The sequence below is a fragment of the Ruegeria meonggei genome (genome assembly GCF_900172215.1).
Taxonomy (GTDB): Bacteria; Pseudomonadota; Alphaproteobacteria; order Rhodobacterales; family Rhodobacteraceae; genus Ruegeria; species Ruegeria meonggei.
Map to the genome: position 1 here is coordinate 95,951 of NZ_FWFP01000001.1, position 16,929 is coordinate 112,879.

At 58.0% G+C, this 16,929-nt stretch carries 13 protein-coding genes and 2 tRNA genes; 9 read left to right on the plus strand and 6 right to left on the minus strand.

Annotated features, from left to right (window positions below):
- Window positions 1-19 precede the first annotated feature (19 nt).
- From RUM8411_RS00465 to RUM8411_RS00490, 6 genes are all read left to right on the plus strand, one after another.
- Window positions 20-1,153: an enolase C-terminal domain-like protein gene (locus RUM8411_RS00465; protein WP_085820679.1), complete on the plus strand. Its 1,134-nt coding sequence runs from the start codon at window positions 20-22 to the stop codon at window positions 1,151-1,153.
- Window positions 1,150-2,400, plus strand: a complete 1,251-nt coding sequence (locus RUM8411_RS00470) for an NAD(P)/FAD-dependent oxidoreductase (protein WP_085820680.1) — start codon at window positions 1,150-1,152, stop codon at window positions 2,398-2,400. Before RUM8411_RS00465 ends, RUM8411_RS00470 begins: the two co-directional genes overlap by 4 nt.
- 50 nt (window positions 2,401-2,450) lie before the next feature.
- The gene (locus RUM8411_RS00475) at window positions 2,451-3,428 is read left to right on the plus strand and encodes a TRAP transporter substrate-binding protein (protein WP_085820681.1); all 978 of its coding nucleotides are present in this window, start codon (window positions 2,451-2,453) and stop codon (window positions 3,426-3,428) included.
- A gap of 70 nt (window positions 3,429-3,498) precedes the next feature.
- On the plus strand, window positions 3,499-4,032 hold the full coding sequence (locus RUM8411_RS00480; RefSeq protein WP_085820682.1) for a TRAP transporter small permease: 534 nt from the start codon (window positions 3,499-3,501) through the stop codon (window positions 4,030-4,032).
- A gap of 4 nt (window positions 4,033-4,036) precedes the next feature.
- Window positions 4,037-5,350 carry a TRAP transporter large permease gene (locus tag RUM8411_RS00485; RefSeq protein ID WP_085820683.1) on the plus strand — a complete coding sequence of 438 codons (1,314 nt, stop codon included), beginning with the start codon at window positions 4,037-4,039 and terminating at the stop codon, window positions 5,348-5,350.
- Between the two features lie 7 nt (window positions 5,351-5,357).
- Window positions 5,358-6,296 carry a hypothetical protein gene (locus tag RUM8411_RS00490; RefSeq protein WP_085820684.1) on the plus strand — a complete coding sequence of 313 codons (939 nt, stop codon included), beginning with the start codon at window positions 5,358-5,360 and terminating at the stop codon, window positions 6,294-6,296.
- Here RUM8411_RS00490 and RUM8411_RS00495 read toward each other — a convergent pair.
- Window positions 6,283-7,602 carry an ATP-binding protein gene (locus RUM8411_RS00495; protein ID WP_085820685.1) on the minus strand — a complete coding sequence of 440 codons (1,320 nt, stop codon included), beginning with the start codon at window positions 7,600-7,602 and terminating at the stop codon, window positions 6,283-6,285. The two genes, RUM8411_RS00490 and RUM8411_RS00495, sit on opposite strands and share 14 nt — an antisense overlap.
- 44 nt (window positions 7,603-7,646) lie before the next feature.
- Between RUM8411_RS00495 and RUM8411_RS00500 the strand changes: the two genes are divergently transcribed.
- The 3 genes from RUM8411_RS00500 (at window position 7,647) to RUM8411_RS00510 (ending at window position 8,917) form a co-directional block, all read left to right on the plus strand.
- Complete coding sequence (locus RUM8411_RS00500; protein WP_085820686.1) at window positions 7,647-8,561, plus strand: MBL fold metallo-hydrolase; 915 nt, start codon at window positions 7,647-7,649, stop codon at window positions 8,559-8,561.
- 77 nt (window positions 8,562-8,638) lie between these two features.
- Window positions 8,639-8,713 (plus strand) — tRNA-Asn (locus RUM8411_RS00505).
- Between the two features lie 129 nt (window positions 8,714-8,842).
- Window positions 8,843-8,917 (plus strand) — tRNA-Asn (locus tag RUM8411_RS00510).
- A gap of 72 nt (window positions 8,918-8,989) precedes the next feature.
- On the opposite strand, the gene RUM8411_RS00515 is transcribed toward RUM8411_RS00510, so the two are convergent.
- The 5 genes from RUM8411_RS00515 to zwf form a co-directional block, all read right to left on the minus strand.
- Window positions 8,990-11,056: an acyltransferase family protein gene (locus RUM8411_RS00515; RefSeq protein ID WP_159453844.1), complete on the minus strand. Its 2,067-nt coding sequence runs from the start codon at window positions 11,054-11,056 to the stop codon at window positions 8,990-8,992.
- A gap of 186 nt (window positions 11,057-11,242) precedes the next feature.
- Window positions 11,243-12,862, minus strand: coding sequence for a long-chain-fatty-acid--CoA ligase (locus tag RUM8411_RS00520; protein WP_085820688.1), 1,620 nt, complete (start codon window positions 12,860-12,862; stop codon window positions 11,243-11,245).
- A 182-nt stretch (window positions 12,863-13,044) separates the two neighbouring features.
- Window positions 13,045-14,655 carry a glucose-6-phosphate isomerase gene (pgi, locus tag RUM8411_RS00525; protein WP_143534796.1) on the minus strand — a complete coding sequence of 537 codons (1,611 nt, stop codon included), beginning with the start codon at window positions 14,653-14,655 and terminating at the stop codon, window positions 13,045-13,047.
- Between the two features lie 5 nt (window positions 14,656-14,660).
- Window positions 14,661-15,332 carry a 6-phosphogluconolactonase gene (gene pgl, locus RUM8411_RS00530; RefSeq protein ID WP_085820690.1) on the minus strand — a complete coding sequence of 224 codons (672 nt, stop codon included), beginning with the start codon at window positions 15,330-15,332 and terminating at the stop codon, window positions 14,661-14,663.
- Window positions 15,329-16,783, minus strand: coding sequence for a glucose-6-phosphate dehydrogenase (gene zwf, locus RUM8411_RS00535; protein ID WP_085820691.1), 1,455 nt, complete (start codon window positions 16,781-16,783; stop codon window positions 15,329-15,331). The genes pgl and zwf overlap by 4 nt, the downstream gene beginning before the upstream one ends.
- Window positions 16,784-16,929: the final 146 nt, after the last annotated feature.

Below are 16,929 nucleotides of genomic sequence, written 5' to 3' on the forward strand. Positions count from 1 at the left end.
TTACCAGACCGGAGTAACGATGACCGACCTGCACCAGACCATCACGGGCTTTGACCTGTGGCATCTTGAACTGCCCGTCACCTCGCGGCGCGATCATGGAATCGGATCAGTTGAAGGAAGCTGCGAGGTCGTCATCCTGCGCCTGACATCCGAGGACGGAACTCAAGGGTTTGGCGAGGCCTCGCCCTGGTCGGTTTTCACCGGCACGCCCGAGGCGACATATGCGGCGCTGGATCGGTATCTGCGACCGCTGGTTGTCGGATCACGCGTTGCAGATCGTGCCGCCATCATGGCTAAAACAGCCTTTGCGGTTGCCCATTGCACCGAGGCCAAGGCAGCCCTGGAAACCGCGCTGCTGGACCTTGCCGGTCGCGTCAGCGCCGTGCCCGTTTGGGCGCTGTTAGGTGGCAAGTGCCGCGACACGATCCCGCTCAGTTGCTCAATTGCCAACCCGGACTTCGCGCAGGATGTGGCGCTGTTGGAGCAATTGCAGGTAGACGGCGTGCGGATCGTAAAGCTGAAAACCGGGTTCCGAGATCATGCCTTTGATATTCTGCGGCTAGAGCATTTAGCCCAGAATTGCCCCGAATTCTCGGTCCGCGTGGACTATAATCAGGGGCTGACCGTTGAGGACGCGTCAGAGCAGGTGCGCGATGTCGCGCAGTTCAAACCGGATTTCATCGAACAACCGGTGCGCGCGCATCATTACGGAATGATGGCCACCCTGCGCGGTCAGATCGATGTGCCCCTTCTGGCCGATGAAAGCGTGTTTGGCCCCGAAGAGATGGAACGCGCCGCGCGCGAGGGGATTTGTGACGGTGTCTCGGTCAAGATCATGAAATCCGGCGGGCTGAGCCGCGGGCAGACCGTCGCGCGGATTGCGGCGGCGCATGGGCTCAGCGCTTATGGCGGGGACATGTTCGAGGCTGGCCTGGCCCATCTGGCCGGAACCCATATGATTGCGGCGACCCCCGAAATCACACTCGGGTGCGAGTTCTATCAGGCTTCGTACTTCCTGAAGGAGGACATTCTGGAAGAGCCGTTTCTTGTGCAGAATGGCAAGGTCATCGTACCGGACAGCCCCGGTTTGGGAGGACGCCCTGATCTGGACAAGCTGGACCACTACGCTTTAGCCAAGGCGGTGGCGGCATGAGCGAGAAAAAAACCATCGCCATCATCGGCGCCGGGATTGTCGGCGTGTCCGCAGCTGTATGGCTGCAACGCGACGGGCACGAAGTGATCCTGATCGACAAGGCCGGGCCCGGCGAAGGGACCTCACACGGCAATGGCGGGGTTTTGGCTTCGTGTTCCGTTGTGCCGGTCACAGTGCCGGGGCTGCTGGGCAAGGCGCCTCGAATGCTGTTCGACCGCTCGCAGCCCTTGTTCATGAAATGGGGGTACATCCCCAAGTTACTGCCGTGGCTGCTGCGCTATTTGAAACATGCCAACACTGATGACGTAAACCATATTGCCGCCGCCCTGACCCCTATCGTGGGTGACAGCCTGAACGACCATCAAGCGCTGGCCCAAGGAACCGGGGCTGAGAAATGGATCACCCCGTCGGACTATTTGTTCCTATATGAAAACAGGCAACATTTCGAAGGCGACGCCTTTGGCTGGGATATCCGGCGCAAAAACGGGTTCACTTGGGACGAACTGGAAGGCCAAGCCTTTCACGACTATGACCCGGTGTTCAGCAAGGACATCAGCTTTGCCGCACGCCTGGGCGATCACGGGCATATCCGCGATCCGGGGCGTTATGTCAAAGATCTGGCTGCGCATGTCGAAGCCAACGGCGGCCGGATCATCCAGGCTGCGGTCGATGATGTGGCGCGCGAAAACGGCAAGGTGACCGGCGTGCGCGCTGGCGGCCACACCATTGCCTGCGACACCGCGATCGTCACCGCAGGCGTCTGGTCCGGCCCATTGGCCCGCAAACTGGGTGTTGCTGTTCCACTGGAAAGCGAACGCGGGTATCATCTTGAATTGGTGGAACCTTCCGCAATGCCCAAAAGCCCGGTTATGGTGGCCTCAGGCAAATTTGTTGCCACCCCGATGGAGGGCCGCATCCGGCTCGCGGGGATTGTCGAATTCGGTGGGCTGGACGCGCCGCCATCGCGGGCTCCGTTCGAGTTGTTGCGCAAGAATGCCCAGTCTGTGTTACCGGGGATCACGTGGAAGGACGAAGTGGAATGGATGGGGCACCGGCCCGCCCCGGTGGATTCGATCCCGGTGATCGGAGAAGTCCCCGGAGCGGAAGGTGCCTACATGGGCTTTGGGCACCACCATATCGGCCTGACGGGAGGGCCAAAAACTGGACGCCTTTTGGCGCAGATGATCGCAGGAAGAACACCCAATACGGATATGACCGTCTATGCGCCGTCACGATACAAAACATAACAAAGCCGGTGCTCAAACCGGCCCATCTTATTAAACCAGGGAGACTAAAGATGAAAAAACTGACAAGCCTTTTGGCAGCAACTGCGCTGACCGCAGCTGCGGCTGTTCCGGCAACAGCGGAAAAATGGGATATGCCGATGGCCTATTCGGCGTCGAATTTCCATTCCGCAACTGGTGCCGAGTTCGCCAAATGCGTCACCACCGGCACCGGCGGCGAGATTGAGATTGTGACCCACCCATCAGGCTCGCTGTTCAAAGGCGCCGATATCAAGCGTGCGATCCAGACTGGGCAAGCCCCGATTGGTGAGCGTCTGCTGTCCGGCCACCAGAACGAAAACGCGCTGTTCGGATTTGACTCGATCCCGTTCCTGGCCACCTCATTCGACGACAGCGCCAAGCTGTGGGACGCTGCAAGGCCGTCGATTGAGAACCTGCTGGCCGAACAGAACCTGACGCTGCTGTATGCCGTACCGTGGCCACCGCAGGGCCTGTATTTCAAAGACGAGGTGAACTCGGTCGCAGATATGAAGGGCATCAAGTTCCGGTCGTACAACAACGCCACATCGCGTTTGGCCGAACTGACCGGAATGCTACCGGTGACCATCGAAGCTGCAGAAATCAGTCAGGCATTCGCCACCGGTGTTGCGGATTCCATGGTGTCCTCTGGATCAACGGGGTACGACCGCAAGGTCTGGGAAAGCCTAGATTATTTCTACGAAGTCGATGCCTGGCTGCCGCGCAATTATGTGATGGTCAATTCGGACATCTGGTCCGGCGTGTCTGATGCCAACAAGAACGTGATCAAGGCTTGCGCCGAACTTGCAGAATACGCGGGCAACTGGAGGGCCAAGGAATACACCGGGTTTACCCTGCAAGGTCTACGGGACGGCGGTATGACTGTGGGCCCCGCGTCCGAGCAGATGACGAACGAACTTAAAGAGATCGGCGTCACCATGACCAACGAATGGCTCGAAGCCTCTGGCGATGAAGGTAAAGCCATCGTCGACACCTTCAACTCGGCTCAGTAGTTTTGCTGACAGGGGCGGCAGTGTGAATTGCCGCCCGCTTTCCATCAAATAATAACAAAGCGGGGACAGCATGGCGGCATTGCGAGGGCTTCGGTCCGTACTGGATTTCATCTACCAAGCGGCGGGCGTCCTGGCGGCGCTGAGCCTGATCGCCATTCTGGTGCTGATCGTTGTGCAGATGCTGGCCCGCTGGACGGGAGAGGTTTTTCCCGGCGCGCCCGATTACGCTGGCTATGCGATGGCTGCGGCTTCGTTTCTGGCCTTTGCCAACGCACTGAACCGGGGCAGCCATATCCGTGTGTCGATTCTGTTGAATGCGGTTCCGGACAAGGCCCGCAGAATTCTAGAGATCTGGTGCTTTACCATTGGTGCCGCAGTGATGTGGTATTTCTGCTGGTACGCATATCGCTTTGTTTATTGGAGCTGGAAGTTCAACGATATCAGCCAGGGGCAGGACAGAACGCCCCTGTGGATTCCACAATCGGCAATGCTGATCGGAGCCATCATTCTGGCCATCGCGTTGACTGATCACCTGTTCCACGTGCTCTTCAAAGGTGACCACCGCATCACCCGCGATCTTGCCGATCAAAGCCACGGAGAGTGAGCGCATGGAAAACGCATCAATCATTATCCTCTTTCTCTTTGTTCTGTTCACGCTACTGGGCTCTGGCATCTGGGTCGGCCTTGCCCTGATGGGCGTCGCATGGGTCGGGATGGAGCTGTTTACGACGCGCCCGGTCGGCGACGTCATGATAACCACGATCTGGTCAGCCTCGTCTTCATGGACCCTGACGGCGTTGCCGATGTTCATCTGGATGGGAGAAATCCTGTACCGAACGCGATTATCCGAGGATATGTTCAAGGGCCTCTCACCCTGGATGGTCCCCTTGCCCGGCGGTCTGGTGCACACCAACATCGTGGGCTGCACGGTGTTCGCCGCTGTGTCCGGGTCGTCCGCCGCGACACTTACCACGGTCGGCAAGATGTCGATCCCAGAGCTGCGCAAACGCAACTATCCCGAACGTATGATCATCGGCACTCTGACGGGTGCGGCAACGCTGGGGCTGATGATTCCGCCCTCATTGACGCTGATTGTGTACGGCGTCACCATCAATGAATCGATCACCAAACTGTTCTTTGCCGGTATCATGCCGGGGTTGTTTTTGGCGGCCATGTTCATGGGCTATGTCGCGATCTATTCCAAGATGGGCAAGGATTGGAACCCAAACCAGGAAGCTAAGCTGAGCTTTGCTGAGAAGATCAGGAATTCGCGGTTCCTACTGCCCGTAATTCTGCTGATCCTCGTGGTGATCGGGTCGATGTATCTGGGCTATGCCACTGCCACCGAGGCCGCCGCATTTGGCGTGATCGGAGGGCTGCTGCTGGCTGCGGGCCAAGGATCGCTCAGCTGGAAGACCTTCACTGAAAGCCTGATGGGCGCAACTCGCACCAGTGCGATGATCGCTCTGATCCTTGCGGGTGCTGCGTTCCTGTCCTTGTCGATGGGTTTCACCGGCTTGCCCCGTGGTCTGGCCGACCTGATCGCCGGATGGGATCTGACCCGGTTCGAGCTGCTGATGGTGCTGCTGGTTTTCTACATCATTTTGGGGTGTTTTCTGGACGGCATCTCGTCGGTCGTGCTGACAATGGCGGTGGTCGAGCCGATGATCCGTGACGCAGGGATTGACCTGATCTGGTTTGGCATCTTCATCGTTGTTGTGGTCGAGATGGCGCAGATCACGCCACCCATCGGATTTAACCTGTTTGTCATGCAAGGCATGACCAACCACGAGATGGGCTATATCGCGCGCGCTGCGATCCCGATGTTCCTGATCATGGTTGTGATGGTGTTCGTGTTGATCTGGTTCCCGGAGCTGGCCACGTGGCTACCGGAAAACCTGCGTCAAAGCCCATCCGGGTAGCCCGCCTTTGAACCCGCTGCACATCGCCGCTCGCCACGGACCTTATGTATTGTTGGCGGGCTTGATTGCCGGACTGTTGTTGCCCGGTCTGGCGCAACCCATGCGCCCCCTGCTACCGCCGATGGTGGTACTTTTGCTGTTCGTCACAGTGTTGCGTATGCAGCCCGAGAGCATTCTGGGTTCGATCAGGCACCTGCCCCAGGTCATCGCTATTGTTGTCGCGTTGCAATTGGCTCTGCCGTTGTTGGTTCTGGCTGGCGGCGCGGCAGGCGCGTGGATCGGCAGTCCGGTGTTGTTTGCGTTGCTGGTCATGACGGCTGCTCCATCCATCGCCGGCAGCCCGAACCTGTGCCGGATGATGGGGCATTCGCCAGAATTTGCCCTGCGTCTGCTGGTGGTCGGCACTGCGCTGTTGCCGTTGACCATGGCGCCTGTGTTCTGGCTGGCACCGGAACTTGGCAGTTTCAGTGCCGTACTTTGGGCGGCCGGGAAGCTGCTGATCACTATCTCACTTGCAACGGCAGTTGCGATCACCCTCCGGAAAACCATGCTCCGGACCCCCTCAGAAGACACCGAGCTTAGCCTGGAAGGTCTTGCAAACATCACTCTGGCTGTCTTTGTGGTGGGCCTGATGCCTTCGGTCAGCGAGTCCCTTTTGATGGACACCGGGCAGGCCCTGTTCTGGATCGTCTTTGTCTGCGTTGTGAATTTTGGCGCGCAGGTGGTCTTTTTCAAGCTGACACAATTTCGTTTGCCCCCTGCAAGCGCCACGGCGGTTTCTGTGATCTCTGCAAACCGGAATATCGCGCTGTTTTTCGTGGCGTTGCCGCCGGACGTCACCGCACCGATCATGGTGTTCATCGGCGCGTATCAGATTCCGATGTACCTGACGCCCTTGGTCATGCGGTGGCTATACCAACGCGGGCCAAAGCCTACCGGCCAATGATGATGTCGGCACACAGCCCGCCCAGCCGCTCACTTTTGCCCAAGCGTAACACGCCCCCATGCGCGCGGGCGATATCCGCCACGATGGCTAGCCCCAGCCCCACGCCGCTGCCCTGATTTTGGTTGCGCGCCGGGTCCAGACGGGAAAACGGTTTGACCGCCTCAGTACGCTGCTCGGGGGGAATGCCCGGCCCATCATCCTCAACCCGGATACGGATAGATTTCGGTGTGATCGTCAAACTGACATCGGCATGCGCACCATATCTAACCGCATTTCCGATCAGATTTTCCACCGCCCGACGAATGGCTGTGGGCCGCAGCATGGTGGTGCCTGCCCCCTCGACCAAGACAAGATCCGCCGCGTGACCTGCCCGTTTCGCATCCTTGACGATCTGCTGCAGCAACACCTCCGGGTTCACAGCTTCCGGTGTCCCCTCGGCTGCGCCACGGGAAAACTCCAGGAAAGCATCCAACAGCAACTGCATCTCGTCCACATCCTGCTGCAGCGGGGCGGCGTCATCTTCGGGCAGCATCGACAGGCCCAGTTTCAGCCGGGTCAGCGGTGTCCGCAAATCGTGGCTGACCCCGGACAACATCATCGTGCGCTGCTCCATCTGGCGTTCGATGCGGGCGCGCATGTCCAGAAACGCACTGCCGGCGGCACGCACTTCGATCGCACCACCCGGAGAGTACGGCACCACGCGTCCGCGACCAAAGGCCTGAGCGGCCTCGGCCAGTCGGGTTATCGGGCGCAGCTGATTACGCATGTAAAGAAACGAGATCGTGGTCATGACGACGGCAAAAAACAACATCGTCACGATCAACTGGTGCGGCGCCACCGGCGACAGGCGGCGGCGATCAAAGGTCAGTTGCAACAGGCCAAGCTTTGTATTCAGGTACAACCGCGCCTCATGTGTACTAGGCAAAGCAACCATTTCAAGATCCGGCAACAAGGCGCGCAGCTCGAACTCGACCTGTGGCGCGATGAAATCATACCACCGGCGAGAGCCGATCACGGGCTCTTCGTTGATACCCAGAAACCGAGCCTTCATATCCAGCGCCACCAGATCGGGGCGCACGGCCGCCAAAGCCTGTTGTTGCGTTTCCATCACTGCCACGACATCGGTAATCAACGTCACCTCGCGCGAGGCTGCGCGGGTCATCTGCGCCGTGACATCTTCGAGGTGCTTTTGAAGGAAGGCGATGCCCACCACCAACAGCAGGACAATCACTGGCAGGACCAGTATCAGCGCGGAACGGGCATACAGGCTGCGCGGCATATAGGGTTTGAGCCATTGTGCGGACATGCGCTAAACCTAACGGGCTGTTACGACAAGAGAAAGAGTGCAGAATGCAGGCCCCAGACGATTTCAACCCAATCCCCGGTCAAGCTGTTGAATTGCAGCCCGGTCTGCGACGCATAGTGGCACCGAACCCTTCACCCATGACCTATCGCGGCACCAATACCTATCTATTGGGCATCCGTGACATCGCCGTGATCGACCCCGGCCCCCAAAGCGCGCCGCATCTCGAGGCGATTCTAAACGCGGTGCAGCCGGATCAGCGCATCAACCATATCATTGTGACCCATACCCATCTGGATCATTCGCCCCTCGCCGCCCCTTTGGCCGCGCGCACTCGCGCGCCGGTTCTGGCCTTTGGCGGCCCTCAGGCAGGGCGCAGCGCGATCATGTCTGAGCTGGCGCAACAGGGGCTTGCGGGCGGCGGTGAAGGCATCGACACAGGTTTTCGCCCAGATATTGAAGTGGCGGACGGCGCGCGGATCGCCGGAGATGGTTGGCAGCTTGAGGTCATCCACACGCCGGGCCATCTGGGCAATCACATCGCACTGGGTTGGGGGGATGTGTGTTTCACGGCTGATCACGTCATGGGGTGGGCCAGTTCGCTGGTCTCCCCCCCGGACGGAGATCTGACAGATTTCATGCAGGCCTGTCACCGTCTGCGTGCACGCGACTGGTCAGTGTTCCACGCGGGTCACGGCGCACCAATAACTGACCCTGCGGGTCGGCTGGACTGGCTGATCAATCACCGCCTTGCCCGCGAGGCCCAGATTCTGGCGGCGCTTGAGGATCAGCCGGGCACGGCCCGGGACCTGGCCACGCGCATATACACCGACACGCCAGCCGCACTATTGCCTGCAGCCGAGCGGAACGTATTCGCCCATCTTGTTGATCTGTCGGGGAAATCAAAGGTTGAATTTGACGGAGAACTCTCTGCCAATGCCCGGTTTTTCAGGCAGACCTAAGCGACCCGAAGTTTTTTGCGAATTCGTGTCGTTCCCCTCTGGACGGCGAAAATCCGGGTTGTTATACGCCCCTCAGTTCCGGCGTAGCTCAGCGGTAGAGCAGTTGACTGTTAATCAATTGGTCGTAGGTTCGATCCCTACCGCCGGAGCCAATTTTCCCACAGTATGCATACTATCATCACGTGGGTATTGGCCTGTGTCTCACAGTCAGAGTTTTCGACGAAAAATCACTTCCCCCCTCTGGACGCCGCAGAAACGGGTTGCTATACGGCGCGAACCGTTCCGGCGTAGCTCAGCGGTAGAGCAGTTGACTGTTAATCAATTGGTCGTAGGTTCGATCCCTACCGCCGGAGCCAATTCCTCCAAACCGACCAAATTCTGGGCCACGTTAGTGGATTCACGGGGTCTCAAGCCTGACCCCGACAGGGTCAGTTGATCTTTGCCATGCCCTTTTCAAGGTTGGGCACCTCCAGGAACTCAAGCAAATCTCGTTGTTCAATTGCCCACTTAATCAGCTTGTGGCTGCCAAACTCTGACAAATGATTGTCATCCTGGTACAGCGCAATGCCTGTATCGGGATCTGTAAAGTGACAGGTATTTTCATCACAGAATAAGTCCATCGGCAGAACGGTAAGAACACCTTCCTTCTTTCCGAATTCTGCCAACACGCCATCCGTGTATGCGGCGCGTTTTTGCATTTCTTCCGCAGTCAGGCTGTAACACCGATTCTTCCTGATCGTGGTTGTGTCAGACCCCGGAAACAAGCTTTGGCATTGCGTCAGATCGGACCCCAGTGACGGAACCTGGGAAAAGATTACCACGCGTTTTCCAGCCCGTTTCAGTTTGGAAACGGTTTCGGCCAAAGACGATTCGAACAGGTCGCGAGTGTCCTCAAGGCTCGGGATTTCGTCCTGGGCACGGGTTGTCAGCTTGTCCCTTTCGAACCGGCTTGTAGGGGGCTCTTCCAGCATGGAGTACCAGCGTGCCGATATAACCACAGCGTCATATTCGGGTTGAAGCGCCAAGGCCTCTTTGTTCTGAATGTTGTTCAAACAGTTCTGCTGACGGTCTTTTCTGATCTTCTCGCCCACGTAAAAGCGCGACACCCCAAAAAGCGGGGGGCATGCTGGAAGCTCTGCACTGTCAACTAGTGCGCCACGGCTGACAATTTCCTGTATGAACCCAATGTGCAGATGGTGCGCGTGACTGTCACCCAACAGAAGAATCTTTCGGGAAACAGGCCTGTCCGTTGGTTCGAACCGATAAATCACGTGCTCGGGTTCACCGGGATAAGGCAACTTTGCATAACTGACATTGGTCACCTTTGTGCCTTTGGGTAGCACCGCACTGGGAGGTGTGGACAGAAACAGAGAGTACGTAGAAAAGCCAACCAGTGCGGCAAAACCGGCGGTCGTCGCCAGGAAGGGAATATTGCCAAATCGACTGTCCCCTGGCGCAGGTTTGCGAAATCGTTCCTCGACCAGATAGTAGCTGATCGCCGCCAACGCGATAGAGATCGGGAAGAACGAAAGGCGCAGCCATATAGAAGGCTCAATCGGCATGCGGTAAGCGAAATACACCTGAACCGGCCAGTGAAACAGGTACAGGGAATAGCTGATCAAACCGATCCAAACCACTGGCCGAAGGCTAAGCACTTTCCCAACAACCCCACTTGCGCCAAAGGCAATGACCAGAACCGTGCCCAATACAGGAACCAAACTGAGAAGGCCCGGAAGCCGGCTTTCTTCAGTCATTAGGGCAAAGGACAATCCGATCATCACAATACCCGCAAGAGCGAGATAGCCTCGTGTTTTTTCGGACAATGTGCTAGGCCGGGCATAAGGGGACAAAGGCGCCAGGAAAGCGGCCAACAAAGCACCGGCGAGCAATTCAAACGCGCGGGCGGGAAGCAGGAAATAGGCTGCACTAGGGTCCTTGTTCACCGTGATCTGCGCCACCAGTACCCCGACCACAAACAAAGCAATCAAAACACCCGTTCCAAACCGGCGCACCCACAGGACGGCCAAAAGAACGGTCGGCCAGATCAGGTAAAACTGTTCTTCCACGCTGAGCGACCACATATGAAGGAGCGGTTTGAATTCGGCCGCCGTGTCGAAATAGCCGACCTCCCGATAGAACCCGATATTGGCAAGAGACAGGATAGAAAGAGGTATCGACCTCAAAAAGCTGCTCAGATTCGCAGTTCCAAGCACCGGGTAGAACACTAGAAAACACAATCCGATAAGAAACAGCGCGGCGGGTAGAAGCCTGCGAAATCTGCGGATATAAAAACGGCGATAGCTGAAGGTTCCGGTACGACCTTTTTCCTGAATGATCAATCTTGTGATCAGGTAACCGCTGATGACAAAGAAGACATCTACACCCAAAAATCCGCCCGGCACGCCGGGAATCCCGTAGTGAGCCAGAAGAACACCCAACACGGCGACCGCGCGCAGACCATCGATATGTTTGAAATACTGCCCCTGGCCCTTCACAATAACTCCGCCTTCTTAATCAGCTTTTTCGGCCAGTCCACTTACTTCAGGACGCCAGTATAAATGAATGTCGCCCACAGGCCTTAGGCCAGAATGAGCGTGATCGCTGCATTACGCGAGCATCAGTTTTGGCGCAAGTAGCCTGCCCAAAACTCCAAGGGCCTGAACCTGACGTCAAAAGGGTCGTTAACGGGTCAGGACGCCCTCGAACTCTGCCCGCAAAGTACGCTTGAGGATTTTGCCTGTTGCATTCAACGGCAGAGCATCCACGAAGACAACCTTGTCGGGCACCTGCCACTTGGCGATCTTGTCATCGAAGAAGGCCAACAATTCCTCCTCGGTCGGGTCTTCGCCTTCGGCCTTTACCGCAACCAGGATCGGGCGCTCATCCCACTTTGGATGAGGCACCCCAACAACGGCTGCGGTTGCCAGTTTGGGATGCGCTACGGCAATATTTTCAAGTTCGACCGAACTGATCCACTCACCACCAGATTTGATGATGTCTTTCGAGCGGTCCCGGATCGTCATGTACCCATCCGCATCCAGCGTCGCGACATCACCGGTGGCGAACCAACCATCCTGCAGCAGATCTTGATCCTGCATCTGGAAATAGCTGTCCAGAACCCAATACCCCCGCACCATGAGATCGCCCTGCGCTTCGCCATCGCGCGGTAACTCGTTGCCATCGTCATCCACGATCTTTAGCTCAACACCATAACAGGGGCGACCTTGGCTTTCTCGCACTCTGTGCTGTTCCTCAGTCGGCAGCGCCCGGTGCTTGGCCAAGGGATGGTTGGCAGTTCCCAGCGGGCTCATTTCACTCATGCCCCAGGCATGAACGGTATCGACACCATAAGTTTCTCGGAAGGTTTCGATCATCGATGGGGGGCAAGCCGCCCCGCCAATTACGGTGCGCTCCAGGCTTGCCAGTTTACTGCCGGACTGCTCGGCATGAGCCAACAACCCCTGCCAGATTGTCGGCACCCCCAACGCCAAAGTGACCCCATAATTGTCGATCAGTTTCACCAGGGCCTCGCCATGCAGGTCCGGCCCAGGCATCACCATACGAGACCCCGACATGGCACAGGCGTAAGGTGATCCCCAGGCATTCACATGGAACATCGGCACAACGGGCATCACCACATCCATGGCTGAAAACCCAATGACATCGCGCGTGTTCGATCCAAAACTGTGCAGAACTGTAGAGCGATGGGAATACAGCACGCCTTTGGGATTGCCAGTCGTGCCGGACGTGTAACACAGGCTCGAGGCGGTGTTTTCGTCGAAACTGGGCCATTGGAAATCGGGATCTCCGGCCTCGATCATCTCATCATAAAACTGAACACCAGGAATCTGGGCGGTTGCATCGTCATTGCGTGGCCCCATAAACACGAAATGCTGAACCTCAGTGAGATGCTCCCGCAGTGCTGCGACCAGCGGAATGAAGGTCGCGTCGAAAAACAGAACCCGGTCCTGCGCGTGGTTGATGATGTAAGTCAGCTGTTCGGGAAACAGGCGCGGATTGATCGTGTGGCAAACGAACCCTGCGCCGGAGGCCGCAAAATAGATCTCAAGATGGCGGCGATTGTTCCAGGCCAATGTCCCGATCCGGTCCTGCGGGTCGAGCCCCAGCTTGCTCAAGGCTGATGCCAGTTTTCGCGCGTTCTCTGCCACTTGCGACCAGCTGGTCTCTGTCACTGAGCCATCGGTTTCGACCGAGAATATCTCAGTCTCGCCATGATAGCGATCGGCGTGTTCAATCAGCGACGAGATCAGCAATGGCTGCGTCATCATCTGTCCCAGCATGGGCATCCTCCCTATGTCAGCACGGTTTCTGAGTGACCGTACCATTTTATTGCAGCGTAACGCGGACCGATCTGGCGCGGTTTCGCTGCTTCTCCTCAGGAAGAACCCTGCCAATCATTTAATTGTCTGACAATAAGAGAATGCGGCCTGCCGCCACGGCAGGGCACGGTTTCCGCATGGATTTAGTCCCGGTGGCGCAGCGCATAAGCGACCAGCGCCGCGGTCGAGCCGTCCTTGCCATCAGCGCTGATCTCACCGTCGACGACTGGGCCCAGCGAGGTCGCCAGTTCCTTACCAAGCTCAACCCCCCATTGGTCGAACGAGTTGATCCCCAGTAAAACACCTTCGACAAACACGCGGTGCTCATACAGCGCGATGATCTGGCCCAACACAAACGGTGTAAGCATCGGATAGATCAAGGTCGAAGATGGGCGGTTGCCCGGAAACACCCGGTGACGGGCCTGACGTTCCAGTTCTTCGCCTTGCAAACCCTTGTCAGCCATAAGTTGCCGCGCCTCATCCAACCCACGCCCTCGCATCAGGGCCTCGGATTGGGCAAAGCAATTGGCCAGCAACAGACGGTGATGGTGGACAAGCTCGGGCTCATGACCCTCGGCGGCAACCATGAACTCGCAGGGGATCACGTCGGTGCCTTGATGGATCAGCTGGTAAAAGGCGTGCTGACCATTAGTGCCGGGCTCGCCCCATACAACAGGGCCGGACGGGCCAGTCAACGGGCTGCCATCCATCGCCACGGATTTGCCGTTCGATTCCATTTCCAACTGCTGGAAATAGGCCGGAAGTCGCAGCAATCGCTGATCATAGGGCAAAACGGCCCGGCTGGAATGGCCCAGAACCTGACGGTGCCAGATGCCGACCAACGCCAGCAGCACCGGCATGTTCTCGAACCAAGCGGCGGCCTGGAAATGCACATCCATCGCCTGACCACCCCGCAGAAACGCATCAAAGGCGTTGGAACCGACCGCGATCATGACCGGCAATCCCACCGGCCCCCAGACCGAGTAACGCCCACCGACCCAGTCCGCAAAGCCAAATACGTGCTCTGACGGGATGCCAAAGGCCTGGGTCTTGTCCAGCGCACTGGACACTGCGGCGAATTGTTTGGCCGGATCACCACCACCATCCGCCATCCAGGCCCGGGCCGTGCGGGCATTGGTCATGGTTTCGATAGTAGTAAAGGTCTTAGAGGCCACGATCACCAGCGTCCGCGTCGGATCAAGCTGGCGAAGAGTGTCGGCGATATGTGCACCGTCCACGTTGGACACATAGTGCAACCGTGGGCCGTCATGATACGGAGCCAGCGCGTGGGTGGCCATCACCGGGCCCAGATCAGAGCCGCCGATCCCTATGTTGACCACATCGGTTAAGCTGCCCCCTGCCCCGATCACCGCGCCGCCGCGTACCTCTTCGGCAAAGACGCGCATGCGGTGCAGCGTGTCCAGAACATCGGGCATGACGTCCAGTCCGTCGACTTCAACCGGACCGCCATCCAGATTGCGCAACGCGGTGTGCAACACCGAACGTCCTTCGGTCTCATTGATCTTCGCCCCATCGAACATCGCGGTGCGACGGTCGGCCAACCCGGCCTCGTCACACAAGCGGATCAGGGCGTTCCGAATATCGGCGTCGATCTGAGTTTTGGAGTAATCAAACAGCAGATCGCCGGTCGAGATCGAAAAACCCTGTGCACGGTCCGTGTCTGTATCAAACAACCCAAGAATGGTTTGGTCATTGCGTTCCAGGGCAAGCTTATTGAGCGTTTCCAGGTTCATCGTCATCACTCCGCCCAATGTACTGTCATGCCACCCAGAACCGCCGCAATCGGGGCGTCTTCGGGTGGCAAAGACATGGCCCGTTCCAGCGCGTCGCGCTTTGCTGTGCCAAAGATGATCAGATGTTTCGACAAGGCACCATCCAACACCTGAGCGCTGAGCGTGATCCGCGCCTCAGGTTGAACATCGGTGCGCGCCACCGCCAAGGTAGGCGCGTGACTGTCTAGCGCGGCCTCTAACCCGTCCATCCCGGGAAACAGCGAGGCGGTGTGCATATCCTCGCCCATGCCAAGCACAAGAACCGACAAAGGCAGCACCGGATTGATCAGGCTTTCAACCTCGGGCAGCACGTCCTCGGGCGCTTTGCCCGCGACATACAAAGGAAGGTACTGCGCTACCGCAGCGCGGTTGGTCAGCAGGCGTTCACGGATTAGACGCTCGTTCGAGCGGTCGTGGTCACCCGGCACACAGCGTTCATCCGTTGGCAGAACGTGCACCCGGTCCCATTCCAGATCCGCCGCACACAACCCGTCAAATACCGGCCCCGGCGTGGTGCCGCCCGGAACCGCTAACGAGACCGTATCATGGTGCAGCAAAGCTGCCTCAAGATCTCCGGCCAGTACGTTTGCGACGTCGATGGCCAGCATGTCCCGGTCGGCGTATTCTTGAATGTTCATGGGTTTATTCCTTGCCAACGGCGACCGTCACGTTTCATCAGCAGCTCGGCGTCGCCCGGGCCTGTGCTGCCAATATCATAGGGTTTGGGCACGTCACCGCGCGCGTGCCAGCCTGCAATGATGGGGTCGGTCCATGCCCAGGCGGCCTCAACCTCGTCCCCACGCATGAACAGGGTCTGATTGCCGCGGATCACATCCATCACCAGCCGTTCATAGGCGTCCGGCGGGTCTTGACTTTCGGGCCCCAGCGCCTCGGCAAAACTCATGTCCAGCGGCACATCAACCAGACGCATACCGCCCTGCCCTGGTTCTTTGATTGTTACTTTCAAGGTGATGCCTTCGTTGGGTTGCAGACGGATCGAAAGCGCGTTGGCATGCCGCCCGGCATCGGCGCCAAAGATCGAATGCGGCGCGTCCTTGAACATCACGTTGATCACCGAAGACCGCGCCACCAAACGTTTCCCGGTGCGCAAGTAAAACGGTGTTCCCGCCCATCGCCAGTTGCTGACATGGGCGCGCAGGGCCACATAACTTTCCGTGGTCGAGCGCCGGTTGCCCACTACTTCGCGATAACCGGGATTGCCAGCCCCGCCTTCGAACTGGCCGCGCACGATATGATGCGGCTTTACCGGATCCAGCGCGCGGATAACCTTGAGCTTTTCGTCCCGCACCGCGTCGGGGTCAAACTTGGCTGGCGGCTCCATCGCGATCAGGCACAGTAGCTGCATCAGGTGGTTTTGCATCATGTCGCGCATGGCACCTGCGCGCTCATAATACTCTTCGCGCCCGTCGATACCGACGGATTCAGCCACCGTGATCTGGATGTGATCGACGTATTGGCTGTTCCAAAGCGGCTCGAACAGCATGTTCCCGAACCGAACCGCCATCAGGTTCTGAACCGTTTCTTTCCCCAGATAATGATCAATCCGGTAGATCTGGCTTTCTGAGAAATGCGCAGCCAGCGTGGCGTTCAATGCCCTTGCGCTGTCGAGATCGTGTCCAAAGGGTTTTTCGACAACAATCCGCGTTTCCTGGGTTGCCAGATCGTGGGATTTGATCCGCTCGGCCAGCGGCCCGAACAAGCTGGGCCCAACCGAGAAATAAAACGCGCGTACGCGGTCGGCGGTCAGCTTGCCGGCAAGCTGATCCCAGCCTTCATCCGACAGCCCATCCAGCGCGACATAGTCGACCCGCTGCAAAAACGCACTCAGTGCACTGGCGTCCCGACACTGGTTTTCGGCATAGGTACGCAACGATTCGGTGACCATGCCAAGAAAGCCCTGCCGGTCCAGACCGGCCCGCGCTGCACCAATGATCTGCACCTGTTGGGGCCACTGTCCTGCGCAAAAACGCCGAAACAGCGCCGGAAGGATCTTGCGCTGCGCAAGATCTCCGGTGCCGCCAAAGATGACCAGATCGAACGGATCAACGGGTATAACACGAGAAACCATGCGTTTTCCTTACCTTGCCCCCAGAGACATGTCCAATGTTAGCGCAATCAATCAAGCGGATTTCCCCTCATCAAAACTCTGTCAGGTCGCCGCGGACCCACTTAACTATCCTGTATCGAAGGGCTAAGTCAGTTTGACGACTTCAA